The sequence below is a fragment of the Agromyces larvae genome, from assembly GCF_022811705.1.
Taxonomy (GTDB): domain Bacteria; phylum Actinomycetota; class Actinomycetes; order Actinomycetales; family Microbacteriaceae; genus Agromyces; species Agromyces larvae.
On record NZ_CP094528.1, the window covers coordinates 1,435,222 to 1,459,881 of the forward strand.

Annotated in this window: 19 protein-coding genes and 1 pseudogene; 4 read left to right on the top strand and 16 right to left on the bottom strand. The window is 71.8% G+C overall.

Features of this window, described 5'->3' with window-relative positions; genetic code table 11:
* Positions 1-55 precede the first annotated feature (55 nt).
* Positions 56-790 (top strand): annotated as a pseudogene (locus tag MTO99_RS06660) (aminotransferase class V-fold PLP-dependent enzyme); the annotation flags it as partial.
* 399 nt (positions 791-1,189) lie between these two features.
* On the opposite strand, the gene MTO99_RS06665 reads toward MTO99_RS06660, so the two are convergent.
* The 5 genes from MTO99_RS06665 to serA form a co-directional block, all read right to left on the bottom strand.
* A complete protein-coding gene (locus MTO99_RS06665) occupies positions 1,190-1,963 on the bottom strand; it encodes a fumarylacetoacetate hydrolase family protein (RefSeq protein WP_243558014.1) in 774 nt (257 codons plus the stop codon).
* 28 nt (positions 1,964-1,991) lie between these two features.
* A complete protein-coding gene (locus MTO99_RS06670; RefSeq protein WP_243558015.1) occupies positions 1,992-3,242 on the bottom strand; it encodes a hypothetical protein in 1,251 nt (416 codons plus the stop codon).
* 251 nt (positions 3,243-3,493) lie between these two features.
* Complete coding sequence (locus MTO99_RS06675) at positions 3,494-4,609, bottom strand: branched-chain amino acid aminotransferase (protein WP_243558016.1); 1,116 nt, start codon at positions 4,607-4,609, stop codon at positions 3,494-3,496.
* A 24-nt stretch (positions 4,610-4,633) separates the two neighbouring features.
* The gene (locus tag MTO99_RS06680; protein WP_243558017.1) at positions 4,634-5,689 is read right to left on the bottom strand and encodes a 3-isopropylmalate dehydrogenase; all 1,056 of its coding nucleotides are present in this window, start codon (positions 5,687-5,689) and stop codon (positions 4,634-4,636) included.
* A gap of 162 nt (positions 5,690-5,851) precedes the next feature.
* The gene (gene serA, locus MTO99_RS06685; protein ID WP_243558018.1) at positions 5,852-7,441 is read right to left on the bottom strand and encodes a phosphoglycerate dehydrogenase; all 1,590 of its coding nucleotides are present in this window, start codon (positions 7,439-7,441) and stop codon (positions 5,852-5,854) included.
* 160 nt (positions 7,442-7,601) lie between these two features.
* Here serA and MTO99_RS06690 point away from each other — a divergent pair, with 160 nt between their 5' ends.
* The gene (locus MTO99_RS06690) at positions 7,602-8,783 is read left to right on the top strand and encodes a tellurite resistance/C4-dicarboxylate transporter family protein (protein ID WP_243558019.1); all 1,182 of its coding nucleotides are present in this window, start codon (positions 7,602-7,604) and stop codon (positions 8,781-8,783) included.
* Here MTO99_RS06690 and MTO99_RS06695 read toward each other — a convergent pair.
* The 11 genes from MTO99_RS06695 to MTO99_RS06745 all read right to left on the bottom strand — a co-directional run bounded on the left by MTO99_RS06695 (position 8,696) and on the right by MTO99_RS06745 (position 23,819).
* Positions 8,696-9,079, bottom strand: coding sequence for a hypothetical protein (locus MTO99_RS06695; RefSeq protein ID WP_243558021.1), 384 nt, complete (start codon positions 9,077-9,079; stop codon positions 8,696-8,698). The two genes, MTO99_RS06690 and MTO99_RS06695, sit on opposite strands and share 88 nt — an antisense overlap.
* Complete coding sequence (locus MTO99_RS06700) at positions 9,076-9,558, bottom strand: hypothetical protein (protein WP_243558023.1); 483 nt, start codon at positions 9,556-9,558, stop codon at positions 9,076-9,078. The genes MTO99_RS06695 and MTO99_RS06700 overlap by 4 nt, the downstream gene beginning before the upstream one ends.
* A gap of 9 nt (positions 9,559-9,567) precedes the next feature.
* Positions 9,568-10,329, bottom strand: coding sequence for a copper homeostasis protein CutC (locus MTO99_RS06705; RefSeq protein ID WP_243558025.1), 762 nt, complete (start codon positions 10,327-10,329; stop codon positions 9,568-9,570).
* A 98-nt stretch (positions 10,330-10,427) separates the two neighbouring features.
* Complete coding sequence (gene ilvC, locus MTO99_RS06710) at positions 10,428-11,456, bottom strand: ketol-acid reductoisomerase (RefSeq protein ID WP_243558027.1); 1,029 nt, start codon at positions 11,454-11,456, stop codon at positions 10,428-10,430.
* Between the two features lie 101 nt (positions 11,457-11,557).
* Positions 11,558-12,067, bottom strand: a complete 510-nt coding sequence (gene ilvN, locus MTO99_RS06715) for an acetolactate synthase small subunit (protein WP_243558029.1) — start codon at positions 12,065-12,067, stop codon at positions 11,558-11,560.
* 2 nt (positions 12,068-12,069) lie between these two features.
* The gene (locus MTO99_RS06720; protein ID WP_243558031.1) at positions 12,070-13,872 is read right to left on the bottom strand and encodes an acetolactate synthase large subunit; all 1,803 of its coding nucleotides are present in this window, start codon (positions 13,870-13,872) and stop codon (positions 12,070-12,072) included.
* 41 nt (positions 13,873-13,913) lie between these two features.
* Positions 13,914-15,608, bottom strand: coding sequence for a dihydroxy-acid dehydratase (gene ilvD, locus MTO99_RS06725; RefSeq protein ID WP_243558033.1), 1,695 nt, complete (start codon positions 15,606-15,608; stop codon positions 13,914-13,916).
* 9 nt (positions 15,609-15,617) lie between these two features.
* On the bottom strand, positions 15,618-17,912 hold the full coding sequence (locus tag MTO99_RS06730) for a bifunctional alpha,alpha-trehalose-phosphate synthase (UDP-forming)/trehalose-phosphatase (protein WP_243558035.1): 2,295 nt from the start codon (positions 17,910-17,912) through the stop codon (positions 15,618-15,620).
* Between the two features lie 157 nt (positions 17,913-18,069).
* Positions 18,070-20,025, bottom strand: coding sequence for a YhgE/Pip family protein (locus MTO99_RS06735; protein WP_243558037.1), 1,956 nt, complete (start codon positions 20,023-20,025; stop codon positions 18,070-18,072).
* Complete coding sequence (locus MTO99_RS06740) at positions 20,022-23,069, bottom strand: MMPL family transporter (RefSeq protein WP_290428401.1); 3,048 nt, start codon at positions 23,067-23,069, stop codon at positions 20,022-20,024. Before MTO99_RS06740 ends, MTO99_RS06735 begins: the two co-directional genes overlap by 4 nt.
* A gap of 153 nt (positions 23,070-23,222) precedes the next feature.
* Complete coding sequence (locus MTO99_RS06745) at positions 23,223-23,819, bottom strand: TetR/AcrR family transcriptional regulator (RefSeq protein ID WP_243558039.1); 597 nt, start codon at positions 23,817-23,819, stop codon at positions 23,223-23,225.
* A gap of 97 nt (positions 23,820-23,916) precedes the next feature.
* Here MTO99_RS06745 and MTO99_RS06750 point away from each other — a divergent pair, with 97 nt between their 5' ends.
* Both MTO99_RS06750 and MTO99_RS06755 read left to right on the top strand, forming a co-directional pair.
* Positions 23,917-24,102, top strand: a complete 186-nt coding sequence (locus MTO99_RS06750; protein WP_243558041.1) for a hypothetical protein — start codon at positions 23,917-23,919, stop codon at positions 24,100-24,102.
* Between the two features lie 101 nt (positions 24,103-24,203).
* Positions 24,204-24,656, top strand: coding sequence for a hypothetical protein (locus MTO99_RS06755; RefSeq protein ID WP_243558043.1), 453 nt, complete (start codon positions 24,204-24,206; stop codon positions 24,654-24,656).
* The last annotated feature ends 4 nt before the right edge of the window (positions 24,657-24,660 follow it).

Consider the following 24,660-nt stretch of genomic DNA (forward strand, 5'->3'; position numbering starts at 1 on the left):
GCACCCCGCCAGCTCCGCCTACCCCACCGGCCGCGGCTACCTCGCCGCCTGCACGATGGGCCTGCCGACGACCGCGACCCACGACGCCGTCGCCCGCGACCTCGACCGGTGGAGCCGCGGCCGTTCGGTGGCCGGCGACTACTCCGCAGCGGTCGAACGCGGCCGAGCGCACGCCGCGCGACTGCTCGGCACCGGCCCGTCGCGCGTCGCGATCGGATCGCAGGTGTCGGTGTTCGTCGGCTTCGCCGCGGCGTCGCTGCCGACCGGGGCCGAGGTGCTGTGCGTCGACGGCGACTTCAGCTCGGTCGTCGCACCGTTCCTCGCGCGCGGCGACCTGCGGGTGCGGCATGTGCCGCTCACCGGCCTCGCGGACGCGATCGGGCCGCGCACCGCGCTCGTCGCCGTCTCCCTCGTGCAGTCGGCCACCGGCGAGCTCGCCGACCTCGCCGGGATCTCGCGCGCCGCCCGCGACTCCGGCGCCCTGCTCGTCGTCGACACGACGCAGGCCACGGGATGGCTGCCCACCACCGGGCTCGACGCCGACCTCGTCGTCTGCCACGCCTACAAATGGCTGAGCGCGCCCCGCGGCGCCGCCTTCGCATCGTTCGGCGAGCGCGCCCTCGCCGAATTCACCCCGCAGGCCGCGGGGTGGTACTCGGGCGCCGACCCGTGGGCGAGCTGCTACGGCCCCGACCTGCACCTCGCCGCCGACGCGCACCGGTTCGACGTCTCCCCCGCCTGGCATGCGTGGGCCGGTGCCGAGGTCGCGCTCGAGTTCGCCGCATCCCTCGACGCCGAACAGGTCCGACGGCACGATGTCGGGCTCGCGAACGCATTCCGGGCCGGGCTCGGCCTCGAGGCATCCGACAGCGCGATCGTGACCTGGCCCGACGCCGACTGCGACGACCTGCGGGCGCTCACGCGTCGGGCATCACCGCATCGGGTCGCGCCGGGCGTGCCCGCGTCGCCTTCCACCTGTGGAACGACGACGAGGATGTCACGCTGGCGCTGCGCGCGGTCGGGCGCGTGGGCGTCATGGCGCCCTGAGCCTGGCGATGGGGGCGCGCGCGCTTCGACAGGCTCAGCGAGCGGCGGGCTCGGCGTGCTTCGACAGGCTCAGCGAGCGACGGGCTCAGCGCGCTTCGACAGGCTCAGCGAGCGGCGGCGCGCTCAGCGAGCGGCGGCGGGCTCAGCGCGCGGCGCGCACCGGGTTCGACAGCGTACCGAGCCCGGCGATCGTGACCTCCACGGTGTCGCCGTCGTGCAGCTGAGCGACGCCCGCGGGCGTCCCGGTGAGGATGACGTCGCCCGGCAGGAGCGTGAACGCCGCCGAGGCGAACGCGATGATCGCCGGGATCGAGTGCACCAGGTCGGTGAACGGCGCCGACTGGCGGGTCTCGCCGTTCACGCCGGCCTCGATCCGCGATGCCGCAGGATCGAACTCGGTCTCGATCACGGGCCCGAGCGGGCAGAACGTGTCGAAGCCCTTCGCGCGTGCCCACTGGCCGTCGCGGCGCTGCAGATCCCGCGCGGACACGTCGTTCGCCGCCGTATAGCCGAACACCACCCCGAGCGCGTCGGCCTCGGGCACGTTGCGGGCGACCCGCCCGATCACGACCGCCAGCTCGCCCTCGAAGTCGACATGCTCGCTCTGGGTCGGCAGCACGATCGCGTCGCCGGGGCCGATCACCGACGTGTTCGGCTTGAAGAACAGCATCGGCTCGTCGGGCACCTCGTTGCCGAGCTCCTCGGCGTGGGCACGGTAGTTGCGCCCGACCGCGATGATCTTCGACCGCGGGATGACGGGCGCGAGCAGCTTCGCCTCGCCGAGCGGCACGCGCTCGCCGGTCGGGTCGTAGCCCGCGTACATCGGGTCGCCCTTCAGCACGACGAGCTCGTGCTCCTCCTCGTCGACGATGCCGAACGAGATCGACTCACCGTGGCTGAACCGCGCGACCTTCATGCGACCACGGTACCGGGCTTCGGGGGCCTCACGCGTCCGGCGCCGGGAGCTTCGCCTCGACACGCGCGAGCAGGCGGGCGCCCGCGGGCAGATGCGTCTCGACGTACGGCATGCCCTTCGCGAGGACGATCTCGATCAAGTGCGACACCACCTCCGTCGCGCGCCGCTGCGCTGCGCTCTCGCCCCACCGCTGCGTGTATCCGAGAATCCGCGACGCGATCGCCCTCGCGGAGTCCGAAGCGTCGGACGCCGAAGCGGAGTCGGCGCCTTCCGCAGGGGTGCCGAATCTCTCGAGCTCGGCGACCGCATCCCTGGTCGCTTTCCACGCATCCTCGTCCCCCACGTCCTCGTCCTCCTCCGCTCCGGATGCCGCGTACGGCAGCGACCCGTTATCGAAGGTGCGGTGCAGGGCGAGATGCGTGAGCTCGTGGAGCAGGGTCGATGCGAGTTCGGGCGTCGCTTTCCGCATCTGATCGATGACCGACTCGAGCTGCGCGAGTGATCGCACATGTGAGAACAGCGGTGTGCTCGGACCGAGGAATGCGGGAACCTCCACCGCGATCGTCACTTCGGCGTAGTTCGCGATCCCCGCTGCGCGTTCGCCGGAGGCGGCGGAAAGGGAGGTACCGTTCAGCACCTTGAGGGTGAAGCCCGATTCGACCTCGTGCGCATCCCTCGAACGATGCACGGTCGAGAGGATCCGCCGGATCAACGGCTCCGCGCGTCCTCGCACCTGGGCGAGCGCCAGAGCGAACAAGGACGTCACCCGGTCGTCCTGCTGCGGCGTCGTCCCATCCGCGCCCCGGAACGGGCCGACCAGTTCCTCGCCATCGAGGACCAATTGCCGCAGGCGCGCGCGTTCGGCCTGCTTCCGGTCCTCGAGTTCGGCCGCCAGCTTGAGTTCGCGCTCCCGGTCGGCTCGCACGTGTTCGGCCTCCCGCTCGCGTTCAGCGCGATCTCTGGCGCGTTTCGCAGTGCGCTCCTCGCGTGCACGGGCTTGCTGGAGGACGTCGATCCGCTGGTCGATCCACTCCAACATCTTCTTCCGTTCGTCGCCGGACGCCGTCCGCTCGACGTCCGCGCGCAATCGCAGCACGTCGGCGACATCGTCGTAGGTGTCGAGCATGGCCCGGACACGTCGCCCTTCGCCCGGCGTGGTGAGGTCGAAGTCCACATCCTTGATCCTGACGCGCTGCACCGACGCGAGCACAGCGTCAGACCCACTCAGGATCCTGCTCACCGCGGCGTTCCCGGCGGCCTGCTGGAGGCTCGTGACCATCGTCCGCAGTGGATCGGGGCCCATCGCCACTGCACCGGGGCGGCCGGCGACTCGCCGATCGACCCGATCCACTCCGTCCCCATCGGAACGGCACGACGACCCTGCCGTGGTGCGTCGTGGGTCGTGAACCATGTCGGAGTACTCCGGGTCGCCTCAGAGCTGGGCATCATGCAGGATCGCTCGTCCCACGGTAGCTGCGCACCAACTGCCCGTGAGGGAATACCTCCGTCTGTTCGGGCAAGCCGCGTCGCTCACGCGTCGAGGCGCAGCATCCACCCGTGGCGGTCCTCGACGCGCCCGTACTGGATGCCGGTGAGCTCGGCACGCAGGCTCAGCGCGAGCTCCTGCGACTGGGGGCCCGAGTGCACGATCTCGAAGTCCTCGGCGAGCAGGCGCCCGATCGGCACGACGACCGCGGCGGTGCCGCACGCGAACGCGCCCACGATGTCGCCCGACGCCGCACCTTCGCGCCACTCGGTGAGCGTCACCGGCCGCTGCTCGACCTGGTGTCCGCGGTCGGCGGCCAGCTGCAGGATCGACGCGAGCGTGATGCCTTCGAGGATCGAGTCGGACTCGGGGGTGACGAGCGTGCCGTCCTTGCGGACGAGCACGACGTTCATGCCGCCGAGCTCTTCGAGCCGGTCGCCCTCGTTCAGGAAGAGCACCTGCTGGCAGCCCTTCTCGTACGCCTCGGCCTGCGGCAGCAGGCTCGACGCGTAGTTGCCGCCGGCCTTCGCCGCGCCCGTGCCGCCGTGGCCCGCGCGCGCGTACTGCGTCGACAGCCAGATGTTCACCGGTTCGACCCCGCCCGGGAAGTACGCACCGGCCGGGCTCGCGATGAGGTAGTACGCCACCTTCTTCGCGGGCCGCACCCCGAGGAACGCCTCCTTGGCGAACATGAACGGCCGCAGGTACAGGCTCGTCTCGTCGGCCGTCGGCACCCACGCGCCGTCGACGGCGACGAGCTGGCGCAGCGAGTCGATGAAGTACTCGACCGGCAGCTCGGGCAGCGCCAAGCGGTGCGCCGAGCGCTGCAGCCGCGCCGCGTTCTCGTACGGGCGGAACGTGTGGATCGACCCGTCGGCGTGCCGGTACGCCTTCAGGCCCTCGAAGATCTCCTGCGCGTAGTGCAGCACCGCGGCGGCCGGGTCGAGCTCGATCGGGCCGTACGGCGAGACGCGCGGGCGGTGCCAGCCGCCCTTCTCACTCCAGCACAGGTCGACCATATGGTCGGTGAAGTGGTTGCCGAACCCGGGGTCCGCGAGGACCGCCTCGCGCTCCGCGTCGGAGCGGGCCTCGGAGTTGCGGGTGACGTTCCAGGTGAGGCCGGCTGCGCTGGGTGCCTGGAGCGGGAGGTTGATGGTCATGATGTTCGCTTTCGTGGGAACGGTTCAATCTTCGGCGAGGCGGGCGACGACGGCGTCGCCGATCTCGGAGGTCGAGCGACGGGCGTCGCCGCGGTCGGCGAGGTCGGCGGCGACCGCGCGTTCGACGCGGGTCGCGGCATCCGTCTCGCCGAGGTGGCGGAGCAGGAGCGCGACCGAGACGATCGCGGCGGTCGGGTCGGCCAGACCCTTCCCGGCGATGTCGGGAGCCGAACCGTGCACCGGCTCGAACATGCTGGGATAGCGGCCGTCGGGGTTGATGTTGCCCGAGGCCGCGAGGCCGATGCCGCCGCTGATCGCGCCGGCGAGGTCGGTCAGGATGTCGCCGAAGAGGTTGTCCGTGACGATGACGTCGAATCTAGCAGGATCTGCGACCAGGAAGATGGTCGCGGCATCGACGTGCAGGTAGTCGACGGCGACGTCGGGGAACTCGGATGCCACGGCGTCGACCGTGCGCTTCCACAGCGACCCGGCGAACACCAGCACGTTGGTCTTGTGCACCAGGGTGAGCCGCTTGCGGCGGGCCGCGGCCTGCGCGAACGCGAACCGCACGACCCGCTCGACACCGTACGCCGTGTTCACCGACACCTCGTTGGCGACCTCGTGCGGCGTGCCCTGGCGGATCGCGCCGCCGTTGCCGACGTACGGGCCCTCGGTGCCCTCGCGCACGACCACGAAGTCGACCTCGCCGGGGTTCGCGAGCGGGCTGGTCACCCCCGGGTACAGCACCGTCGGGCGCAGGTTCACGTAGTGGTCGAGCTCGAACCGCAGCTTCAGCAGCAGCCCGCGTTCGATGTTGGCGCCGGCCAGGCGCGGGTCGCCGGGCACGCCGCCGACGGCGCCGAGCAGGATCGCGTCGTGGCGCTTGATCGCGTCGAGATCGGCGTCGGTGAGCACGTCGCCCGTCTCGAGGTAGCGCGCGGCGCCGAGCGAGAACGGGGTCTGCTCGAACGAGACATCCGACCCGGCGGTGACCGCCTCGAGCACCTTCGTCGCCTCCGCGACCACCTCGGGGCCGATCCCGTCGCCGGGAATGACTGCGAGCCTGACCGTCCGTACCATGGAGCTCCCTTCGCGCGCCAGCCCTCCCAGCGTATCCGCTGACGTGCCGAGCCTGAGCCTCGGTGGGCAACCGTCCGCCGCAGACCGGCGCGGCACCCGGGGGGCGGGGCCGCGCCGCTCATCCTGTCTGCGCGTCGCCGGCTGCGCCGACGCCGCGGATGCCTATTCGGTGATGTCGACCTCGACCATGACGTCGGCGGCGATCTCCTCGCGCACCGCGTCCAGCACCTCGGCGGGCACGGGCGAGTCGACGGTGAGGATGCTGAGCGCCTGCCCGCCGGCCTCGCGGCGCGCGATGGCCATGCCGGCGATGTTGATGCCGGCCTCGCCGAATCGGCTGCCGTACACGGCGACGATGCCGGGCCGGTCGGTGTAGAGCATGACGATGTGGTGCTCGGCGATCGGCACCTCGATCTCGTACCCGTTGATGCCGACCAGCTTCTCGATCTGCTTCGGGCCGGTCAGCGTGCCCGACACCGACAGCTGCCGGCCGTCGGCGAGCGCTCCGCGCAGCGTGATGACGTTGCGGTACTCGGGGCTGTCGGCCTCGGTGATGAGCCGCACGGCGATGCCGCGCTGCTCGGCCAGCAGCGGCGCGTTGACGTACGACACCGTCTCGCTGACGACGTTGGTGAAGACGCCCTTCAGCGCGGCCAGCTTCAGCACGCTGACGTCGTAGTCGACGAGCTCGCCGCGCACCTCGACGTCGAGGCTGGTGAGCGCACCGGTCGCGAGCCCGCTGAACAGCAGGCCGAGCTTCTCGACGAGCGGGATGCCGGGGCGCACGTACGGGTCGATGACGCCGCCGGCGACGTTGACCGCGTCGGGCACGAGCTCGCCCGACAGGGCGAGGCGCACCGACTTCGCGACCGAGACGCCCGCCTTCTCCTGCGCCTCGTCGGTCGACGCGCCGAGGTGCGGGGTGACGATGACGTTCGGCAGGCCGAGCAGCGGCGACTCGCGCGGCGGCTCGGAGACGAACACGTCGAGCCCGGCGCCCGCGATGGTGCCCGCGACGAGGGCGTCGTGCAGCGCGTCCTCGTCGATGAGGCCGCCGCGCGCGACGTTCACGATGTACGCCGACGGCTTCATCTTCGCGAACTGCTCGGCGCCGATCATGCCGACCGTCTCGGGCGTCTTCGGCATGTGGATGGTGATGAAGTCGCTGCGCTCGAGCAGCTCGTCGAGGCTCACGGTCTGCACGCCGAGCTGCTGCGCCCGCGCCGAGGTGATGTACGGGTCGTACGCGATGACCTCGACGCCGAAGGCCTGCAGCCGAGCGGTGATGAGCGCGCCGATGCGGCCGAGGCCGATGATGCCGACGGTCTTCTCGTACAGCTCGGTGCCGGTGTAGGCCGAGCGCTTCCACTCCCCCTGCGCGAGCGCGGCGTGCGCCGCGGGGATGTGTCGGGCGAGGCTCAGGATGTGCCCGACGGTGAGCTCGGCGGCCGAGATGATGTTCGAGGTCGGCGCGTTCACGACCATGACGCCGGCGGTGGTCGCCGCCTTGATGTCGACGTTGTCGAGCCCGACGCCCGCTCGCGCGATGACCCGCAGCTTGGGGGCCGCGGCGATCGCCTCGGCATCGACCTTCGTCGCCGAACGCACGAGGATCGCGTTCGCGTCGGCGATCGCCGAGAGCAGCGCGGTGCGGTCGGTGCCGTCGACCGAGCGGATGTCGAAGTCGGGCCCGAGGGCATCGACGGTGGCGGGCGAGAGTTCTTCGGCGATCAGCACGACCGGCTTGGACACAGAGCGATCCTTCGGGGACGAATGGCGCGCAGCACGGCGCACCTGCGGTGGGATGCGCCACACGCCGTCGGGGCGCCTTTCGCCAATCGTACTGGAGTATGACGAACCGTCTCGTTCGGTGACACCGTGCGACCGGCGACCCGGACGCTATCTTGATCCCATGCCTCCCGCACTCGCGGTCGCCGAGCCCCGACTCGTGCAGCGCCTCGACCGGGCGGTGCAGGGTCTGACCCCGGGATACTTCGCACTCGTGATGGCGACCGGCATCGTCTCGATCGCGATGCGCACCGACGGCCGGCCGGTGCTGTCGCTGGTGCTGCTCGTCATCGCCGCCGTCGCCTACGTGCTGCTCATCGTGCTGAACGGCATCCGCCTGGCACGCCACCGCGCCGCGATGGCCGCCGACTTCGCCGATCCGGCTCGCGCGTTCGGGTTCTTCACCTTCGTCGCCGCCACCTGCGTGCTCGGCAGCCGGCTGAGCGCCGAGGGGTGGCACGGCGCGGCGCTCTGGCTGCTCGTCGCCGCGTTCGCGGCCTGGGTGCTGCTCGGCTACACGGTGCCGTGGACGGCGGTGCTCGGCGGGGCGAAGCGCACGGCGCTGCGCACGGCGAACGGCACCTGGTTCATCTGGTCGGTCGCGAGCCAGTCGATCGCGGTGCTCGCCGCCACCCTCGAAGCCGAGGTCGACACGGGTCGGAACGCGATGGCGCTGCTCGCGGTGTTCTCCTGGTCGATCGGCACGTTCCTGTACTGCGCGGTCGGCGTGTTCGTCGGCGTGCGCATGCTCGCCTACCCGTTCACGCCGGCCGATCTCACCCCGCCGTACTGGGTGGCCATGGGTGCGACCGCGATCACGGTGGTCGCGAGCGCTCGCATCGTCGAGATGGCCGACGCGCCCATGGTGGCGGCGACCAGCGGACTCATCGCCGGCACTGCGGTGTTCTTCTGGGCGTTCGGCACCTGGCTGATCCCGCCGCTGATCGTCGCGGGGTACTGGCGTCACGTGCGGCACCGCTACCCGCTTCGCTACGAGGCGACGCTGTGGAGCATCGTGTTCCCGCTCGGCATGTACGGCGTCGGGGCGCAGTTCCTCGGCGAGGTCGATGCGCTGCCGATCGTGCACGCGGTCGGTTACGTCGAGAGTTGGATCGCGCTGGCGGCGTGGGCGGTCGCCTTCGTCGCCATGCTCGCGCATCTCTGGCGTCGGGTGCTGGCCCCGGCGCGCCCCGGCGACGGCCCCGGCGCTCCGCCGGGTCAGGGCACGACGACGCCGCCGACGGCGCCGAGCAGCACCGAGAGCGAGGCGAAGAGCGCGCCCGACACGCCCAGCCCGGCGAGATAGCAGGCGACCACGATCAGGATGCCCCGCCGCCGCCCCAGCACGAACGCGATCGCGAACAGCGCCGGCGGTGCGATGAGCGCCGCGACCATGATCGCCCAGCCGCCCGGCGTGAATCCGAGACCGAGGGCGAGCAACTGCAGCAGGCTCTCGAGCACCTCCCACAGGTCGTAGGCGAAGAAGAGCCCGAAGAACGCGGCGAGCGTCGCCCGCAGCCAGAGCGGCAGCTCGCGTCGGGCGGTCGGCTGCGTCTCGGGAACGAGCTCGGATGCTCCGCCGTCGCCGGTGGTCGCACTCATGCCGTCACCCCCAGCACGAACGGCAACGGCACGAGCAGCAGCGCGCCGACCGCGAGCCACAGGAGCCGAAGCGGCGCACGTCGCACGAGCGCGAACACGAGCGCGAACCAGAGCGCGGGCGCGAGCACCGCGAGCCAGAGGCCGAGGCCGTACATGAGGTCGCCGAGCACGCTGGTGCCCGGGGCATCCGTTCGCACCACCGTCACGAGCCACCCGACCGTGTACAGCAGGTAGACGCCGCCGAGCACACCGAGCACCACGAGCTCGAGCGATCCGATCGTCGGCCGACCGGTCGGGTCGGCCGAGGAGGTCGGCCACGCGGACGGGGATTCGTCGCCGATCGCGCCGCCCGCCGCACCTTCGGCGTCGGCCTGCGTCTCGCGGGACGCGGGCCCGCCGACGACCTTCCACCCGGGCGCGAGCGTCGGATCGTCGTCGCCCTCCCAGCGGAAGGCCTCCTCGTCGGAGTCGGTCGCCATGCGCCCACCCTACCGAGCGTGCGAGGTGCGAACCGCGTCCGCCTCGCGCGCGGCAGCCACCGCCGCGGCGACCACCTCGGCGTCGGTCGCGTCGAACGCATCGGCTCCGCCGCCCGGGCCGCCGCGGCCCCGCGTCGCAGGGCGGCGAGCGGACAGGTGCACGGCGTCGACGCCGGCCGAGGCGAGCGCGGCGATGTCGCCGACGCGCACGCCGCCGCCGGCCATCACCTCGAGCTCGTCGCCGACCGCCGCCCGCATCGCGGCGAGGCCGGCCAGGCCCGCCCGGCAATCGGGCGCACCGCCCGAGGTGAGCACGCGGCGCACTCCGCGGCCGTGCAGCGAAACGACCGCTGCGACCGGATCGGCGGCCGCGTCGACCGCGCGATGCACGGTGACGTCGAGCCCTCCGGCGGCGTCGACCCAGCGTGCCAGACGCTCGTGGTCGAGCCCGCCCGCCTCGTCGAGCGCGCCGACGACCACTCCGTCGGCGCCGAGCCGGACGCACCAGCGGATGTCGCGCTCCACCTGCGCCGCCTCGTCGGCGTCGTACACGAATCCGCCGCCGCGGGGTCGCACGAGCACGTGCACGAAGCTCGCAGCACCTGCCTGCCGGGCCGCATCGACCGCCGCTTCGATGAGCCCGGCCGCGGGGGTCAGCCCGCCCAGCCCGAGCGCCTGGCACACCTCGACGCGCGCAGCACCCGCCTGGAGCGCGAGGCGAACGCCCGCGACATCCTGCACGGCGATCTCGACCGGAAGACTCGTCAGCACCTGGTCACCGTACCTCCTCCGCGGAATCCGACTCCCACGCACACCGCGAGGGCGGGACCGGCCGAAGCCGATCCCGCCCCCTGCGGTCGATCCGTGCGTCAGCGAGCGACTTCACCGTCGACGTAGTCGTCGTCGTTGCTGGCGTTCCACGCAAACAGCTTGCGCAGCTCGCGACCGGTCGCCTCGATGGGGTGCGCCTCGCCCTTGGCCCGCAGCTCGAGGAACTCCTTCTGGCCGTTGTCCTGGTCGGCGATGAAGCGCGCCGCGAACGTGCCGTCCTGGATGTCGGCGAGCACGGCCTGCATGTTCTCCTTGACGTGCGGGTCGATGACGCGGGGCCCCGACACGTAGTCGCCGTACTCGGCGGTGTCGCTGACGCTCCAGCGCTGCTTGGCGATGCCGCCCTCCCACATCAGGTCGACGATGAGCTTCAGCTCGTGCAGCACCTCGAAGTACGCGACCTGCGGCTGGTAGCCGGCCTCGGTCAGGGTCTCGAAGCCGTACTGGATGAGCTGCGAGACACCGCCGCAGAGCACGGCCTGCTCGCCGAACAGGTCGGTCTCGGTCTCCTCGGTGAAGGTCGTCTTGATGCCGCCGGCGCGCAGGCCGCCGATCGCCTTCGCGTACGACAGCGCGAGCGGCCACGCCTGGCCCGACGCGTCCTTCTCGACCGCGACGATGACGGGCACGCCGCGCCCGGCCTCGAACTCGCGGCGCACGGTGTGGCCCGGGCCCTTCGGCGCGACCATGATGACGTCGACGCCCTCGGGCGCCTCGATGTAGCCGAAGCGGATGTTGAAGCCGTGCCCGAACACCAGCGTCTTGCCCTCGCCGATGTTGTCGGCGATCGACTCGGCGTAGATGTGGCGCTGGTACTGGTCGGGCGCGAGGATGACGACGACGTCGGCCCAGGCGGCGGCCTCGGCGACGTTCTTCACCTCGAAGCCGGCCTCCTGTGCCTTCTGGATCGACTTCGAGCCGTCCTTCAGGCCGATGACGACCTCGACGCCCGAGTCGCGCAGGTTCTGCGCGTGCGCGTGACCCTGCGAGCCGTAGCCGATGACCGCGACCTTCTTGCCCTGGATGAGCGCGAGGTCGGCGTCCTTGTCGTAGTAGATCTCAGCCATTGCGGTTTTCTTTCTCCTTGCGTGGGGTGTGGTCCCCTGACCTTGTCGAAGGGGATGTCTCGGTGGGTGCGCTCCCTTCGACAGGCTCAGGGAGCGAGCGGTCAGCTCTTGAAGACGCGCTCCGTGATGCTCTTGCCGCCGCGCCCGATGGCGAGCAGGCCGGACTGGGCGATCTCCTTGATGCCGTAGGGCTCGAGCACGCGCAGGAACGCCTGGGCCTTGCCCGAGTCGCCGGTGACCTCGATCACGAGGGCGTCGGTCGACACGTCGACCACGCGTGCGCGGAACAGGTTCACCGCCTCGATCACTTGCGAGCGGGTCGTGTTGTCGACGCGCACCTTGATGAGCAGGTGCTCGCGCTGCACCGACTGGGTCTGGTCGAGCTCGACGATCTTGATCACGTTCACCAGCTTGTTCAGCTGCTTGGTGACCTGTTCGAGCGGCAGCGTCTCGACGTCGACCACCACGGTGATGCGCGAGAGGCCCGGGATCTCGGAGTGCCCGACCGCGAGCGATTCGATGTTGAACCCGCGACGCGAGAAGAGCCCCGCGACGCGGGTGAGCAGACCGGGCTTGTCCTCGACGAGGAGGGAGAGCACGTGGGTCGACATGGTCAGTCCTCCTCGCTGAACGCCGGCGCGTGGTCGCGCGCGTACTGGATGTAGCTGTTCGACACGCCCTGCGGCACCATCGGCCACACCATCGCGTCGGCCGAGACGACGAAGTCGATGACGACCGGCCGGTCGTTGGTCTCGAGGGCGAGCTTGATGGCCGCGTCGACCTCGTCTTCACTGGTGACGCGGATGCCGAGCGCCCCGTACGCCTCGGCCAGCTTCACGAAGTCGGGGATGCGCGCCGTGCCGTGGCCGGTCGACAGGTCGGTGTTCGAGTAGCGGCCGTCGTAGAACAGCGTCTGCCACTGGCGCACCATGCCGAGCGACGAGTTGTTGATGATCGCGACCTTGATCGGGATGTCGTTCAGCGCGCAGGTCGCGAGCTCCTGGTTCGTCATCTGGAAGCAGCCGTCGCCGTCGATCGCCCACACGGTGCGCTCGGGCTCGGCGACCTTCGCCCCCATCGCGGCCGGGACGGCGTAGCCCATCGTTCCGGCGCCGCCGGAGTTCAGCCACGCGTTCGGTCGCTCGTACTTGATGAACTGCGCCGCCCACATCTGGTGCTGGCCGACGCCGGCCGCGTAGACGCCCTCGGGGCCGGTGAGCTCGCCGATCCGCTGGATCACGTGCTGCGGCGCGAGCAGGCCGTCGCTGGTCGGCGCGAAGCCGAGCGGGTACTCGCTCCGCAGGCCGTCGAGCGTCGCCCACCACTCCGAGAGGTCGGGCGCGCCGCCGGCGGAGGCCTGCGCGAACGCGGCCTTCAGGTCGACGAGCACGTCCTTCAGGTCGCCCACGATCGGCACGTCGGCCACGCGGATCTTCGAGATCTCGGCCGGATCGATGTCGACGTGCACGACCTTCGCCTCGGGGGCGAAGAGCGCCGCCTTGCCGGTCACGCGGTCGTCGAACCGGGCGCCGAGGGCGACCAGCAGGTCGGCCTCCTGCAGCGCGAGCACCGCCGGGACCGTACCGTGCATGCCGGGCATGCCGAGGTGCTGCGGGTGCGAGTCGGGGAACACGCCGCGCGCCATCAGCGTGGTCACCACGGGTGCACCCGTCGCCTCCGCGAACGCGAGCAGTTCCTCGGACGCGCGGCCGCGCACGACGCCGCCGCCGACGTAGAGGACGGGGCGCTTCGCCTCGGCGATCAGGTTCGCCGCCGCGGCGACCTGCTTGCCGTGCGCCTTGGTGATCGGGCGGTAGCCGGGGAGGTCGACCTTCGGCGGCCAGCTGAACCCGAACGTCGCCTGCTGCGCGTCCTTCGTGATGTCGACGAGGACGGGCCCGGGACGACCCGTCGTCGCGATGTGCACCGCGGCGGCGATCGTCGAGGGGATCTCCTCGGCGCGCTTCACGAGGAACGAGTGCTTCGTGACGGGCATCGTGATGCCCACGATGTCGGCCTCCTGGAAGGCGTCGGTGCCCATCAGGTTCGAGAACACCTGGCCGGTGATGGCGAGCAGCGGCACCGAGTCCATGTGGGCGTCGGCGATGGCGGTGACGAGGTTGGTCGCGCCCGGCCCGCTCGTCGCGATCGCGACGCCGAGCTTGCCGGATGCCGAGGCGTAGCCCTCGGCCGCGTGACCGGCGCCCTGCTCGTGGCGCACGAGGATGTGCCGCAGGGTCGACGCCGACATGAGCGGGTCGTAGACCGGCAGGATCGCCCCGCCGGGGAGTCCGAAGACGTCGGTGATTCCGAGCAGTTCGAGCGAGCGGACGACCGCCTCGGCGCCGGTGATCTGGATCGGCACCCCTGGGGGCAGGGGCGAGGCGGACGGCACGGGTGAAGCTTCCGTGGTCATGCGATTCCTTCTGATGGACGGTGAGCGGAAATGCGCAGCACTCAGCCCGTGGTCGCGCCTTCGGCAGCGGAGCGCACGAGCTTCGAATACTTCGCGAGAACACCGCGGGTATAGCGCGGGGGAAGTGGCGCCCAGCCTTCACGGCGGGCTGCCAGCTCGGCTTCGTCGACCAGTAGGTCGATGGAACGAGCCGCGATATCGACCCGAATCAGATCACCATCGCGCACGAAGGCGATCGGACCTGCGTCCACTGCCTCGGGTGCCAGATGGCCGACGCACAGACCGGTTGTGCCGCCTGAGAATCGACCGTCCGTCAAGAGTAGTACATCTTTTCCGAGGCCGGCGCCCTTGATGGCCGCCGTGATGGCGAGCATCTCGCGCATGCCGGGGCCGCCCTTCGGCCCCTCGTAGCGGATCACCACGACGTCGCCGTGCGAGATCTCGCCGTTCGTGAGCGCGTCCATCGCGGCGCGCTCTCGCTCGAACACGCGGGCGGGGCCCTCGAACACCGTCGCGTCGAAGCCGGCGGTCTTCACGACCGCTCCCTCGGGCGCGAGCGTGCCCTTCAGGATGGTGAGTCCGCCGGTGGCGTGGATCGGGTCGTCGAGGGTGTGCAGCACCTCGCCGTCGAGCGGCTCCGGGTCGAGCTCCTCGAGGTTCTCGCGCATGGTCTTGCCGGTGACGGTGAGCACGTCGCCGTGCAGCAGCCCGGCGTCGAGCAGCGCCTTCATGAGCACGGGCACGCCGCCCCGGCGGTCGACGTCGTTCATGACGTACTTGCCGAACGGCTTCAGATCGCCGATGTGCGGCACCTTCGAGCCGATGCGGTTGAAGTCGTCGAGCGTGAGCTCGACCTCGGCCTCGCGCGCGATGGCGAGCAGGTGCAGCACGATGTTGGTCGAACCGCCGAGCGCCATGCCGACGGCGATGGCGTTCTCGAACGCCTCCTTGGTGAGGATCTGGCGCGCGGTGATGCCCCGGTTCAGCAGGTTGACGACCGCCTCGCCCGACCGGTGCGCGTAGTAGTCGCGGCGGCGGTCGGCCGACGCGGGCGACGCCGACCCCGGCAGCGAGAGCCCCAGCGCCTCGGCGACCGAGGCCATCGTGTTCGCGGTGTACATGCCGCCGCACGCGCCCTCGCCCGGGGCGAACGCGCACTCGATGCGCTTGGCGTCGGCCTCGCTCATCTTGCCGGCCTTGACCGCGCCGACCGCCTCGAACGAGTCGATGATCGTGATGTCCTTCTCGGTGCCGTCGCTCAGGCGCACCCAGCCGGGCGCGATCGAGCCGGCGTAGAGGAACACGCTGGACAGGTCGAGCCGGGCCGCGGCCATCAGCATGCCGGGGATCGACTTGTCGCAGCCGGCGAGCAGCACCGAGCCGTCGAGGCGCTCGGCCTGCATGACGACCTCGACCGAGTCGGCGATGACCTCGCGCGAGACGAGCGAGAAGTGCATGCCCTCGTGACCCATCGAGATGCCGTCCGACACCGACACGGTGCCGAACTGCAGCGGATAGCCGCCGCCCGCGTGCACGCCCTCTTTCGCGGCGCGCGCGAGGCGGTCGAGCGAGAGGTTGCAGGGGGTGATCTCGTTCCACGAGCTCGCGATGCCGATCTGCGGCTTGTCCCAGTCGGCGTCGCCCATGCCGACGGCGCGGAGCATGCCTCGGCTGGTGGTGGCTTCGATGCCGTCGGTGACGACGCGACTACGGGGCTTGGGGTCGATCTGGGACATGCGTCGAGTCTATGGCCAGCGCGGAGATGCCCCCGCCGCGGCCGTCCTCGCCTGGACGAGGTGCTCGAGGAGCTCTGCGACGTCGGCGGTGCTGCGCACGCGGTGCGAGGCGATCGACTTGCCCGACCCCACCTTCACCCCGAGGTCGTCGGCTTCGAGCACCGCGAACGCATCCTCGTCGGTGACGTCGTCGCCGAGGTACAGCACCCCGCTGGCCCCCACGTGCTGCCGCAGCCGGCTGAGCGACTCGCCCTTGTCGCTCGAGCGCACCGAGAACTCGAGCACGCTCTTGCCCGACCGCACGGTGATCCCCGGCAGCTCCTCGGCGACCCGTTCGCGAGCGGCCTGCTGCAGCGCCACCCCGGCGGCCGGAGACATCCGACGCGTGTGCAGCGCGATGCCCGCGGGCTTGCGCTCGATCCAGGCGGCCTCGCTCGCCGCGGCGACGCGCTCGACCAGCTGGGTGAGCCGATCGAGATCCTCGCGCTCGGCGTCGCGCAGATCGATGGTGACCGCGCCGGTGTCGAGCTGCAGCTCGACCCCGTGCGATCCCGACAGCAGCACACCCTCGGGCGGCGCTGCGACTTCGGAGAGGCTGTCGAGCGCGCGGCCCGACACGATCGCCACCCGCGTGTCCGGCAGGGTGAGGAGCTGTTCGATCGCCCGTCGTGCGCCGTCGGTGGCCCTGGCGTCCTCCGGCCGGTCGACGATCGGCGCCAGCGTGCCGTCGAAATCGAGGGCGACGAGCATCCGGTCGGTGCGGGCGAGCCCGTCGAGATCGGCGATGAGCTGCTCGGAGAGTCCCGCGGCGAGCTTGCCCGAACCCGTGAGCGCTTCGAGGAAGCTCGCCGACCAGTGCGCCACATCGTTCTCGCGGACGCGTTTGCGCAGCGATCGCATCCGTCGCGCCCGCTCCTTGGGCGGCATCTCGACGGCGCCCATCATCGCGTCCTTCAGCCCCTCGATGTCGTGCGGGTTGACCAGGATCGCCTGCCGCAGCTCGTCGGACGCGCCCGTGAACTCGCTCAGCACGAGCGCGCCGTCGTTGTCGAACCGGCACGCGACGTACTCCTTGGCGACCAGGTTCATGCCGTCGCGCAGCGCGGTGACGAGCATCACGTCGGCGGCGAGGTAGAGCGCCACCATCTCTTCGCGCGGATACCCGTGATGCAGGTACGCGACGGCCTGATGGCCGAGCGTCGACTGGTCGCCGTTCAGCCGGCCCACCATGAGCTCGATCTCGTCGCGCAACTGCCGGTAGGTCTCCACCCGCTCGCGGGACGGGCTGGCCACCTGCACGAGCGTCGCGTCCTCGACCGACAGCCGGCCGTCGCGCAGCAGCTCGCCGAACGCCTTGATGCGATGCCGGATGCCCTTGGTGTAGTCGAGGCGGTCGACACCGAGCATGACGGTCTTCGGATCGCCCAGTTCTTCGCGGATCTGCCGCGCGCGCTCCTGCACCTCGGGCCGGCGGGCGATCTCCTCGAAGCCCGCCGCGTCGATCGAGATCGGGAAATGCCGGGCCACCACCCGTCGGGTGCCGGTGCCGCCGACCGTGTCGTCGGGCACCTCGATCACCGTCCCGCGCGTGGTGTAGCCGAACAGCCGGCGCACGGCGCGCGTGAAGTTGCCGGCGTCGGCCGCGCGCTGGAATCCGATCACGTCGGCGCCGAGCAGGCCGTCGACCACCTGGCGCCGCCACGGCAGCTGCGAGTAGATGCCGTAGGCGGGGAACGGAATGTGGTTGAAGAACCCGATCACGAGATCGGGCCGCTGCTCGCGCAGCATGCGCGGCACGAGCTGGAGCTGGTAGTCCTGCACCCACACGACCGCGTCCTCCGCGGCGGCGCGGGCGGCGGCCTCGGCGAACCGGCGGTTGACCCGCACGTACGCGTCCCACCACTCGCGGTGGAACGTCGGCGGAGCGATCACGTCGTGGTACAGCGGCCAGAGGGTGTCGTTCGAGAAGCCCTCGTAGTAGTCGGCCACCTCGTCGGCCGACAGCGGCACCGGGATGAGTTCGATGCCGTCGTGCTCGAACGCGTCGAACTCGCGGTCGGCGACGCCGGCCCAACCGATCCAGGCGCCGTCGGCGGCGCGCATGACGGGTTCGAGCGCGGTCACGAGCCCGCCCGGCGAGGTCTTCCACTCGATCTCGGCGCCCGTGCCGCCGACGTAGTCGACGGGCAGCCGGTTCGACACCACGATCATGTCGTAGCGCACCGCGGACGGCGCGGCGACGCGGTCGCCGACGGCGACGGGCGCGGCGTCGGGCGCGGGATCGGTTTCGGGGGCGTTCGTCATTCGGCGGTCCTCCCTGACATCGGATTCAGGCTAACAGCCGTGCCCCCGCCGGACAGGGGGTTGCGACCGCGCAGGGGTCGCGACCGAGCGGGCGCTGCGACCGGTCGGGCGCTGCGACCGGTCGGGCGCTGCGACCGGTCGGGCGCTGCGACCGCGCTCAGCCGAGCGCGGTCGCGGCGAACCCGATCGAGCGGATGCCCCGCCTCCGGCCGACCACGAGCGCCGTGCCCGCGATCGCGACCGCCGCCATCGCCGCGAGCACGCCCGCCGCCCCGGCGACGGCGCCACCGCTCGCGCCCGCGACGATCGCCTGCATCCCGTCGACCGCCCAGGTGAGCGGCAGCAGCGGACTGATCGCCTGGAACGGCCCGCTCAGCACCTCGACCGGCAGCAGTCCCCCGGTCGCGGCGAGCTGCAGGGCGAGCAGCACGAGCGAGACGATCGCCCCGCCCCGGCCGAGTGCGACCGTGAGGAACGCGTGGATCGCGGTGAACGCGAGCGCGAGCAGCGCCGAGAAGGCGAGCGTCTGCGGCAGCACGCTCCAGCTCACGCCGAGCGTGGTGTGCACGAGCGCCACCACGGCGGCCGCCTGCACGAGCGCCACCAGCCCGGCGCGCGCGAGCGTGCGCCACACGAGGCCGCCGGTCGACGCGGTGCTGCGCAGCGCCTCGCGGCCGAACGGCCGGAACACGAGGAACATCGCGAGCGCCCCCACCCACAGCCCGATCGGGGCGAACAGCATGGCGATGATGCCGCCGGTGCCCTCGATCTCGTGGTCGCGCGCGGCGTCGACCACGACCGGCTCGGAGACGACCTTCGCGGTGCGCTCGGCGTCGAGGTCGGTGAGCGCCTTCGCCTGCTCGGCGCCCGAGGCGAGCCCGTCGGCGAACGTGCGGGTGCCGTCGGCGAGCTGCCCCGCACCGGAGGCGGCCTCGCCGGCTCCGGTGGAGAGCTGCCCGAGGCCGGTCGCGAGCTCGCCGACGCCCGACGCGAGTCCGGTCGCGCCGTCGCGCAGGCCGGCCGAGCCGGTCGCGAGCTGCGCGGCGCCGCCGGCGAGTCCGTCGATTCCGCCCTGTACGCCGTCGATGGCGCCGCGGGATGCCGCGGCGAGCTGCTGCCCGCCGGTGGCGAGCCGGCCGAGCTGCCCGCGGACGCCGTCGATCGTGCCGGCCGCCTCGGCGAGCTGCGGGTACTGCTCGACGAGTTCGGGGTGTTCGGCGAGCAGGGCGGCGAACCGGTCGGCCACCGGCCCGACAGCCTGCTCGACCTGGTCGACGCCCTGGGCGATGCCGCCCGTATACGCGTCCCACTGGTTCGAGATCTCGTCGAGTCCGGCCGCACCGCGACCGAGGTCGCCGAGGCCCGCCGCGATGCCGTCGACGCCCTCGGTGTACCGGCGCACGCCGTCGGCGTACGCCGCGGCGCCGGTCGCGGCATCCGTGGCCCCCGATGCCGCCTGCGCGACACCCCCCGAGAGCTGACCGACACCGTCGGCCAGGCCGGAGGCGCCCGTCGCGAGCTGCCCGGCGCCGTCGGCCGCTTCGCCGAGCGAGCCGCCGAATCCGGCCAGTTCGGCGTAGAACCCCTCGAGATACTGGGCGGTGAGCTGCTGCCCGAAGGCCGCGGTCATCGCGGTGCCGACCGACTGCGCGACCGAGCCCGCGAGGTAGCCGTGCGCGTCGTCGGTGCGGATCTGCAGCTGCGCCTGGGTCGGGTCGGCGCCGCCGAGCGAGGTCACCGAGGCCGAGAACGCCGAGGGGATGGTGAGCACCGCGTACGCGTCGCCCGAGGCGAGCAGATCGGCCGCCTCGTCGCCGTTCGAGATCGTCCACGAGAATCCGGCGGAATCGGGGCCGGTGAGCTCGGTGACGAGCTGGCGGCCCGCGAGCACCGGCTGCTCGGTGCCGTCGGGCAGGGTCATGGTGACCATCTCGTCGTCGTTCACGACGATCGCGGGGATGGCGTCGAGCCGGTCGTCGGCGCCGCCGAGCGCGCCGGCGATGATGCCGGCGACCGCCAGCGGCACGACGAGGACGGTGGCGAGCAGGGCGGCCGCCCGAGTGCGGCGACGACGCACGCCGGTGCCGAGCAGGGCCTGGAGTCTGGTGCTCATCGGATGGCCTCCTGGATCACGGGGCTGAGACGGACGGTTCGGATGCCTCGCGCCGCGAACGCCGCGGCGGGGCGGCCGGGGGCGACTCCGGCGATGACCGCGACCTGCCGCGGCACGAGCGCCGCGGCGGCCGCCCACAGACGGGCGTCGTCGGCGCCGGTCTCGTCGTCGAGGTCGATCACGACGGCGTCGGGCTTCTCGGCGAGAGCCGCGGCGAGCGCGACGAGGGTGCGGTCGACCGCACCGAGCGCGGCCACCGGGGTGTCCTCGGCGAACGGCGCCGACGCGTTCGAAACGGCGTCGGGCGAGGCATCCGATGCGGCCGCGCCGGAGGCCTGCGCCGCCCGCTCGACCCACACCCGCCGGGCGCGGCGCGACGGCCACAGCCGGTACCAGGCACGCGTCGCGTCGAGGCGCGCGCCGACCTGTTCGCCCACCGTGCGCGCGTTGCCGTCGCCGGCCGCGACCTCGGCGATCGCGACCCGGCGTGCGACCGCTCCCGCCTCCGACGGCAGGGGGCGGCCGAACACGGCGACCCGGCCCGACACGGGCTCGAGCCGGCCCGCGAGCGTCGCGGCGACGATGCGGCGGTCGACGGGCTCGCCCTCGACGAGCAGCAGCCCGCCCGCGGGCACCTCGACGTCGACCGGGCCGACCGGCCGGTCGGCGAGCCCGAACACGGCGCGCTCAGCGCGGATCACGGCGGTTGAGCCGGCCGCCCATGCGGCCTGCTCGAGGTGGTCGCGAAGGCCCTCGCCCTCAATGTCGACCGACGGCAGCGCACGATCGAGCCACCTCGGCAGCCACCACGCCCCGCGCCCGGCGAGCGCCATCGCGGCGGGAACGAGCGTCATCCGCACGAGGAACGCGTCGAACGCGACGCCGACCGCGAGCGCGAACGCAATGCCCTTGATCACGCCGGACCCTTCGGGCACGAACGCGAAGAAGACGAAGAACATGATGAGCGCCGCGGCCGTGACCACGCGCGCGGCGTGCTGGAACCCGTGCACGATCGCGGTGCGGGGCTCGCCCTTCGACACGCTCGGGGCACCTTCGGCCCCCGCTCCCTGAGCCTGTCGAAGGGCCTGAGCCGCCTCCGCTCCCTGAGCCTGTCGAAGGGCCTGAGCCGCCCCGGCTCCCTCGGCCGCCCCCGCTCCCTGAGCCTGTCGAAGGGACCGTACATACTCCTCCCGCATCCCCGACACGAGGAACACCTCGTAGTCCATCGCGAGGCCGAACAGCACCGCCATGAGCAGGATCGGCAGGAAGCTGAGGATCGGCCCCGGCTCGATGTGCAGCAGGTCGGCGAACCATCCCCACTGGAACACCGCGACCGTCAGCCCGATCGCGCCGAACGCCGACAGCAGGAACCCGAGCGCGGCTTTCAGCGGCACGAACACCGAGCGGAACACGATGAGCAGCAGCACGATCGACAGGCCGACGACGATGAGCGCGAACGGGATGAGCGCGTCGTCGAGCCGGTTCGAGATGTCGATCGACACGGCCGTGTAGCCGGTGACGGCGATCGGGGTGCCGAAGTCGGCGGCGATCGAGGGTTCGAGCTCGCGGATCTCCTCGACGATGCGCTTGGTCTCGGGGTCGTTCGGCGCGCTCTCGGGGATGACCTGGATGATCGCGGTGTCGACGGTCTCGTTCGGCAGGCCCTGCCCGACGTACGCGACGCCGTCGAGCGCAGCGATGCGGTCGCCGATCTCGTCGAGGTCGTCGAAGATGTCGGTCGTCTGCGTGATGTCGACCGTCACGATGAGCGGGCCGTTGTAGCCGGGGCCGAAGCCGTCGGCGATGAGGTCGTACGCCTCGCGCTGTGCGCTGCCCGGCTCTGCGGTCGCGTCGCTCGGCAGGTTGAGGTCGAGGCTCGCCGCGGGGATCGCCGCAGTGCCGAGCACCCCGACGACGAGCACGAGGAACACCGCGGGCGCCTTCAGCACCAGGTCGACCCAACGGCGCCCCATGGTGCGCTTGCCGCCCTCGTCGTGCGCGACCGCCCGCCGGTGCGCCCGGCTCCCCGGCTTCGGCACCAGGCGGCGACCGGCGACGCCGAGCAACGCGGGCAGCAGCGTGACCGCCCCGGCCACCGCGACGAGCACGGCGAACGCGGCACCCACCCCCATCACGCTGAGGAACGGGATGCCGACCACGAGCAGGCCGAGCAGCGCGATGATCACGGTGAGGCCGGCGAACACGACCGCGCCGCCCGCGGTCGCGACCGCTTCGGCCGCGCTGTCCTCCGGATCCTGCCCGCGGGCGAGCTGCGTGCGGTGCCGCGACAGGATGAACAGGGCGTAGTCGATGCCGACCGCGAGTCCGATCATGACCGCGAGCATCGGGGCGGTGCTCGACACCGGTGCGAAGGCGGCGACGATCGAGATGCCGCCGAACGCCAGCCCGACCCCGAGGATCGCGGTCAGCAGCGGCATCCCCGCCGCGAGCAGCGACCCGAACGTGATGACGAGCACCACGCCCGCGAACACCACGCCGAACACCTCGGTGAGCGTCAGCCCGAAGCTCGTCTCCTGGAACACCTCGCCGCCGAACGCCACCGCCATGCCGGCGTCGTCGGCGATCGCGCCGGTCGCGGTCACGGCCTCGATCGAGGCATCCGTCACCTCGGCGACCGACCCGTCGAACTGGACCTGGAGGTACGCGGTGCGCCCGTCGTCGGAGACCTGATCGCCCGCGTACTCGTCGAACGGGCCGAGCACGCTCGCGACGCCGTCGACCTGTTCGAGCTCCGTCTCCATCGCGGCGATCGCGTCGCGGAAGGGCGGGTCCTCGACGGATGCCCCGTCGGGAGCCTCGACGACCGCCTTCGCCTGCGCGCCCGCCGTCTGCGGGAACACCGCGGCGAGGTGGTCGATCGCCTCCTGCGACTCGGTGCCCGGGATCGCGAACGACTCCTGGAGCTGACCGCCGAGCCCGACCCCGGCGCCGAGGAACGCGGCGAGCGCGAGCGCCCACGCGCCGATCACGAGCCAGACGCGGCGGAATGCGAACCGCCCGATGCGGTGGAGCAGCAATGCCATCGGAGGAGACCCTTCGGATCAGCGGCCGGCGAACGGCACGAGTGGTTCGGAGCGGAGCAGCAATGCCATCGGAGGAGACCCTTCGGATCAGCGGCCGGCGAACGGCACGAGTGGTTCGGAGCGGAGCAGCAGTGCCATCGGAGACCCTTCGGATCAGCGGCCGGAGGCCGGCACGAGCAGTTCGGTGAGCACGGCGACGAGCGCATCCCGGACCTCGGCGGGGTCGGTCTCGAAGCTCGGGTCGTCGTCGAGGAAGGTGGCCCCGGCGACGAGGGTGTACACGGCTCCGGCGAGCGCGACGCCGAAGCGCAACTGTTCGATCAGCGGCGCGTCGTCGGCGCAGATCGCCTCGGCGAGCGTGCGGATGACCGCGTTCGCGCGGTCGATCACGGGCAGCCCGTGCAGCGACTGCGCCTGGTTCACGACGATGTGCACCGCGAGCCGGTGGCCGAGCAGGAAGTCGACGAACCGTTCGACGAACTCGCCGCGCACGGCACCGGAACGCCCGTCGCGCACGAACTCGGCGACGAGCTCATCGAGCGCGTCGACCGCGGGGGTGACCGCGGCCTCCAGCAGCGCCTCCTTCGAGGCGTAGTGGTAGAGCACGCTCGACTTCGCGTACCCGGCGTGCGCGGCGATCTGCTGCAGCGAGGTGCCCGCGAAGCCCGCCGAGGCGAACTGTTCGAGCGCGGCCTGGCGGAGCTCGTCGCTCGCGCGGAGGCGGGCGGGGGCCTGAAGGTCGGTGGGCATACGACGACGCTAATTGACCGATCGGTCAGATCCTGACCGATCGTGCAGATTCACGGACGACTCCCAGCGCGCCGCGGCGCGGCGGTAGCGTGAGCCCATGCGCAAGTACCTCTTCAGCGGGGCCGTGCTCGCGGCGATCTTCAGCGGAATCGGCGTCGTGCGCGCCACGATCGCGGGTCCCCGCGACTGGCGGCTCCTGCTGATGTGGGTCTCGTGGGCTGCGAGCCTGGCGATCGCGATCGGCACCGTCGCCGAGGACGCGAAACAGGGCGAACTGGAGTAGTCGCGGGTCGGCCTCGACGCTGACGGCGTGTCAATTGGCAGTCCGGCCCGAGCACGGGCCAGACTGACAGCACCCCGAAACCCGCGACGAGAGGACCGACGATGTTCCGCCGCTGGCGCCGCGCGCGACAGGCCGCGCAAGCCGCCCACCACGTCGCACCGACGGCCGCACGCCCTACCACTGCGGCCGATCTGCGCGGCGAGCACATCTTCGAGCTGTTGAACGCCAAGCTCGGGGAATTCCTCGGGCCGGGCGGGGGCTGGTCGGTCGTCCGCCGCTCCGACGGCGACACCGATCGCATCTTCCACGCGATGCTCACGCACCAGATCGCCGCCGAACTGACGCGCGCGATCCTCGAGGAGCGCGAGCAGGTCGCCGTGGTCGTCGACTCCGACGACATGTCGATGGTGCTCGGCTGGGAGCCGGCGCCGCTCGTCGTCTGGGCCGAACCGACCGTCGACGCGCCGGAGCCGGCTCAGGTCGCGGCCGACGCGGCGCACGAGACGGCCGAGCCGGCCGCCACCGCCGACGAACCCGTCGCGCACGCCGCCTGACCGG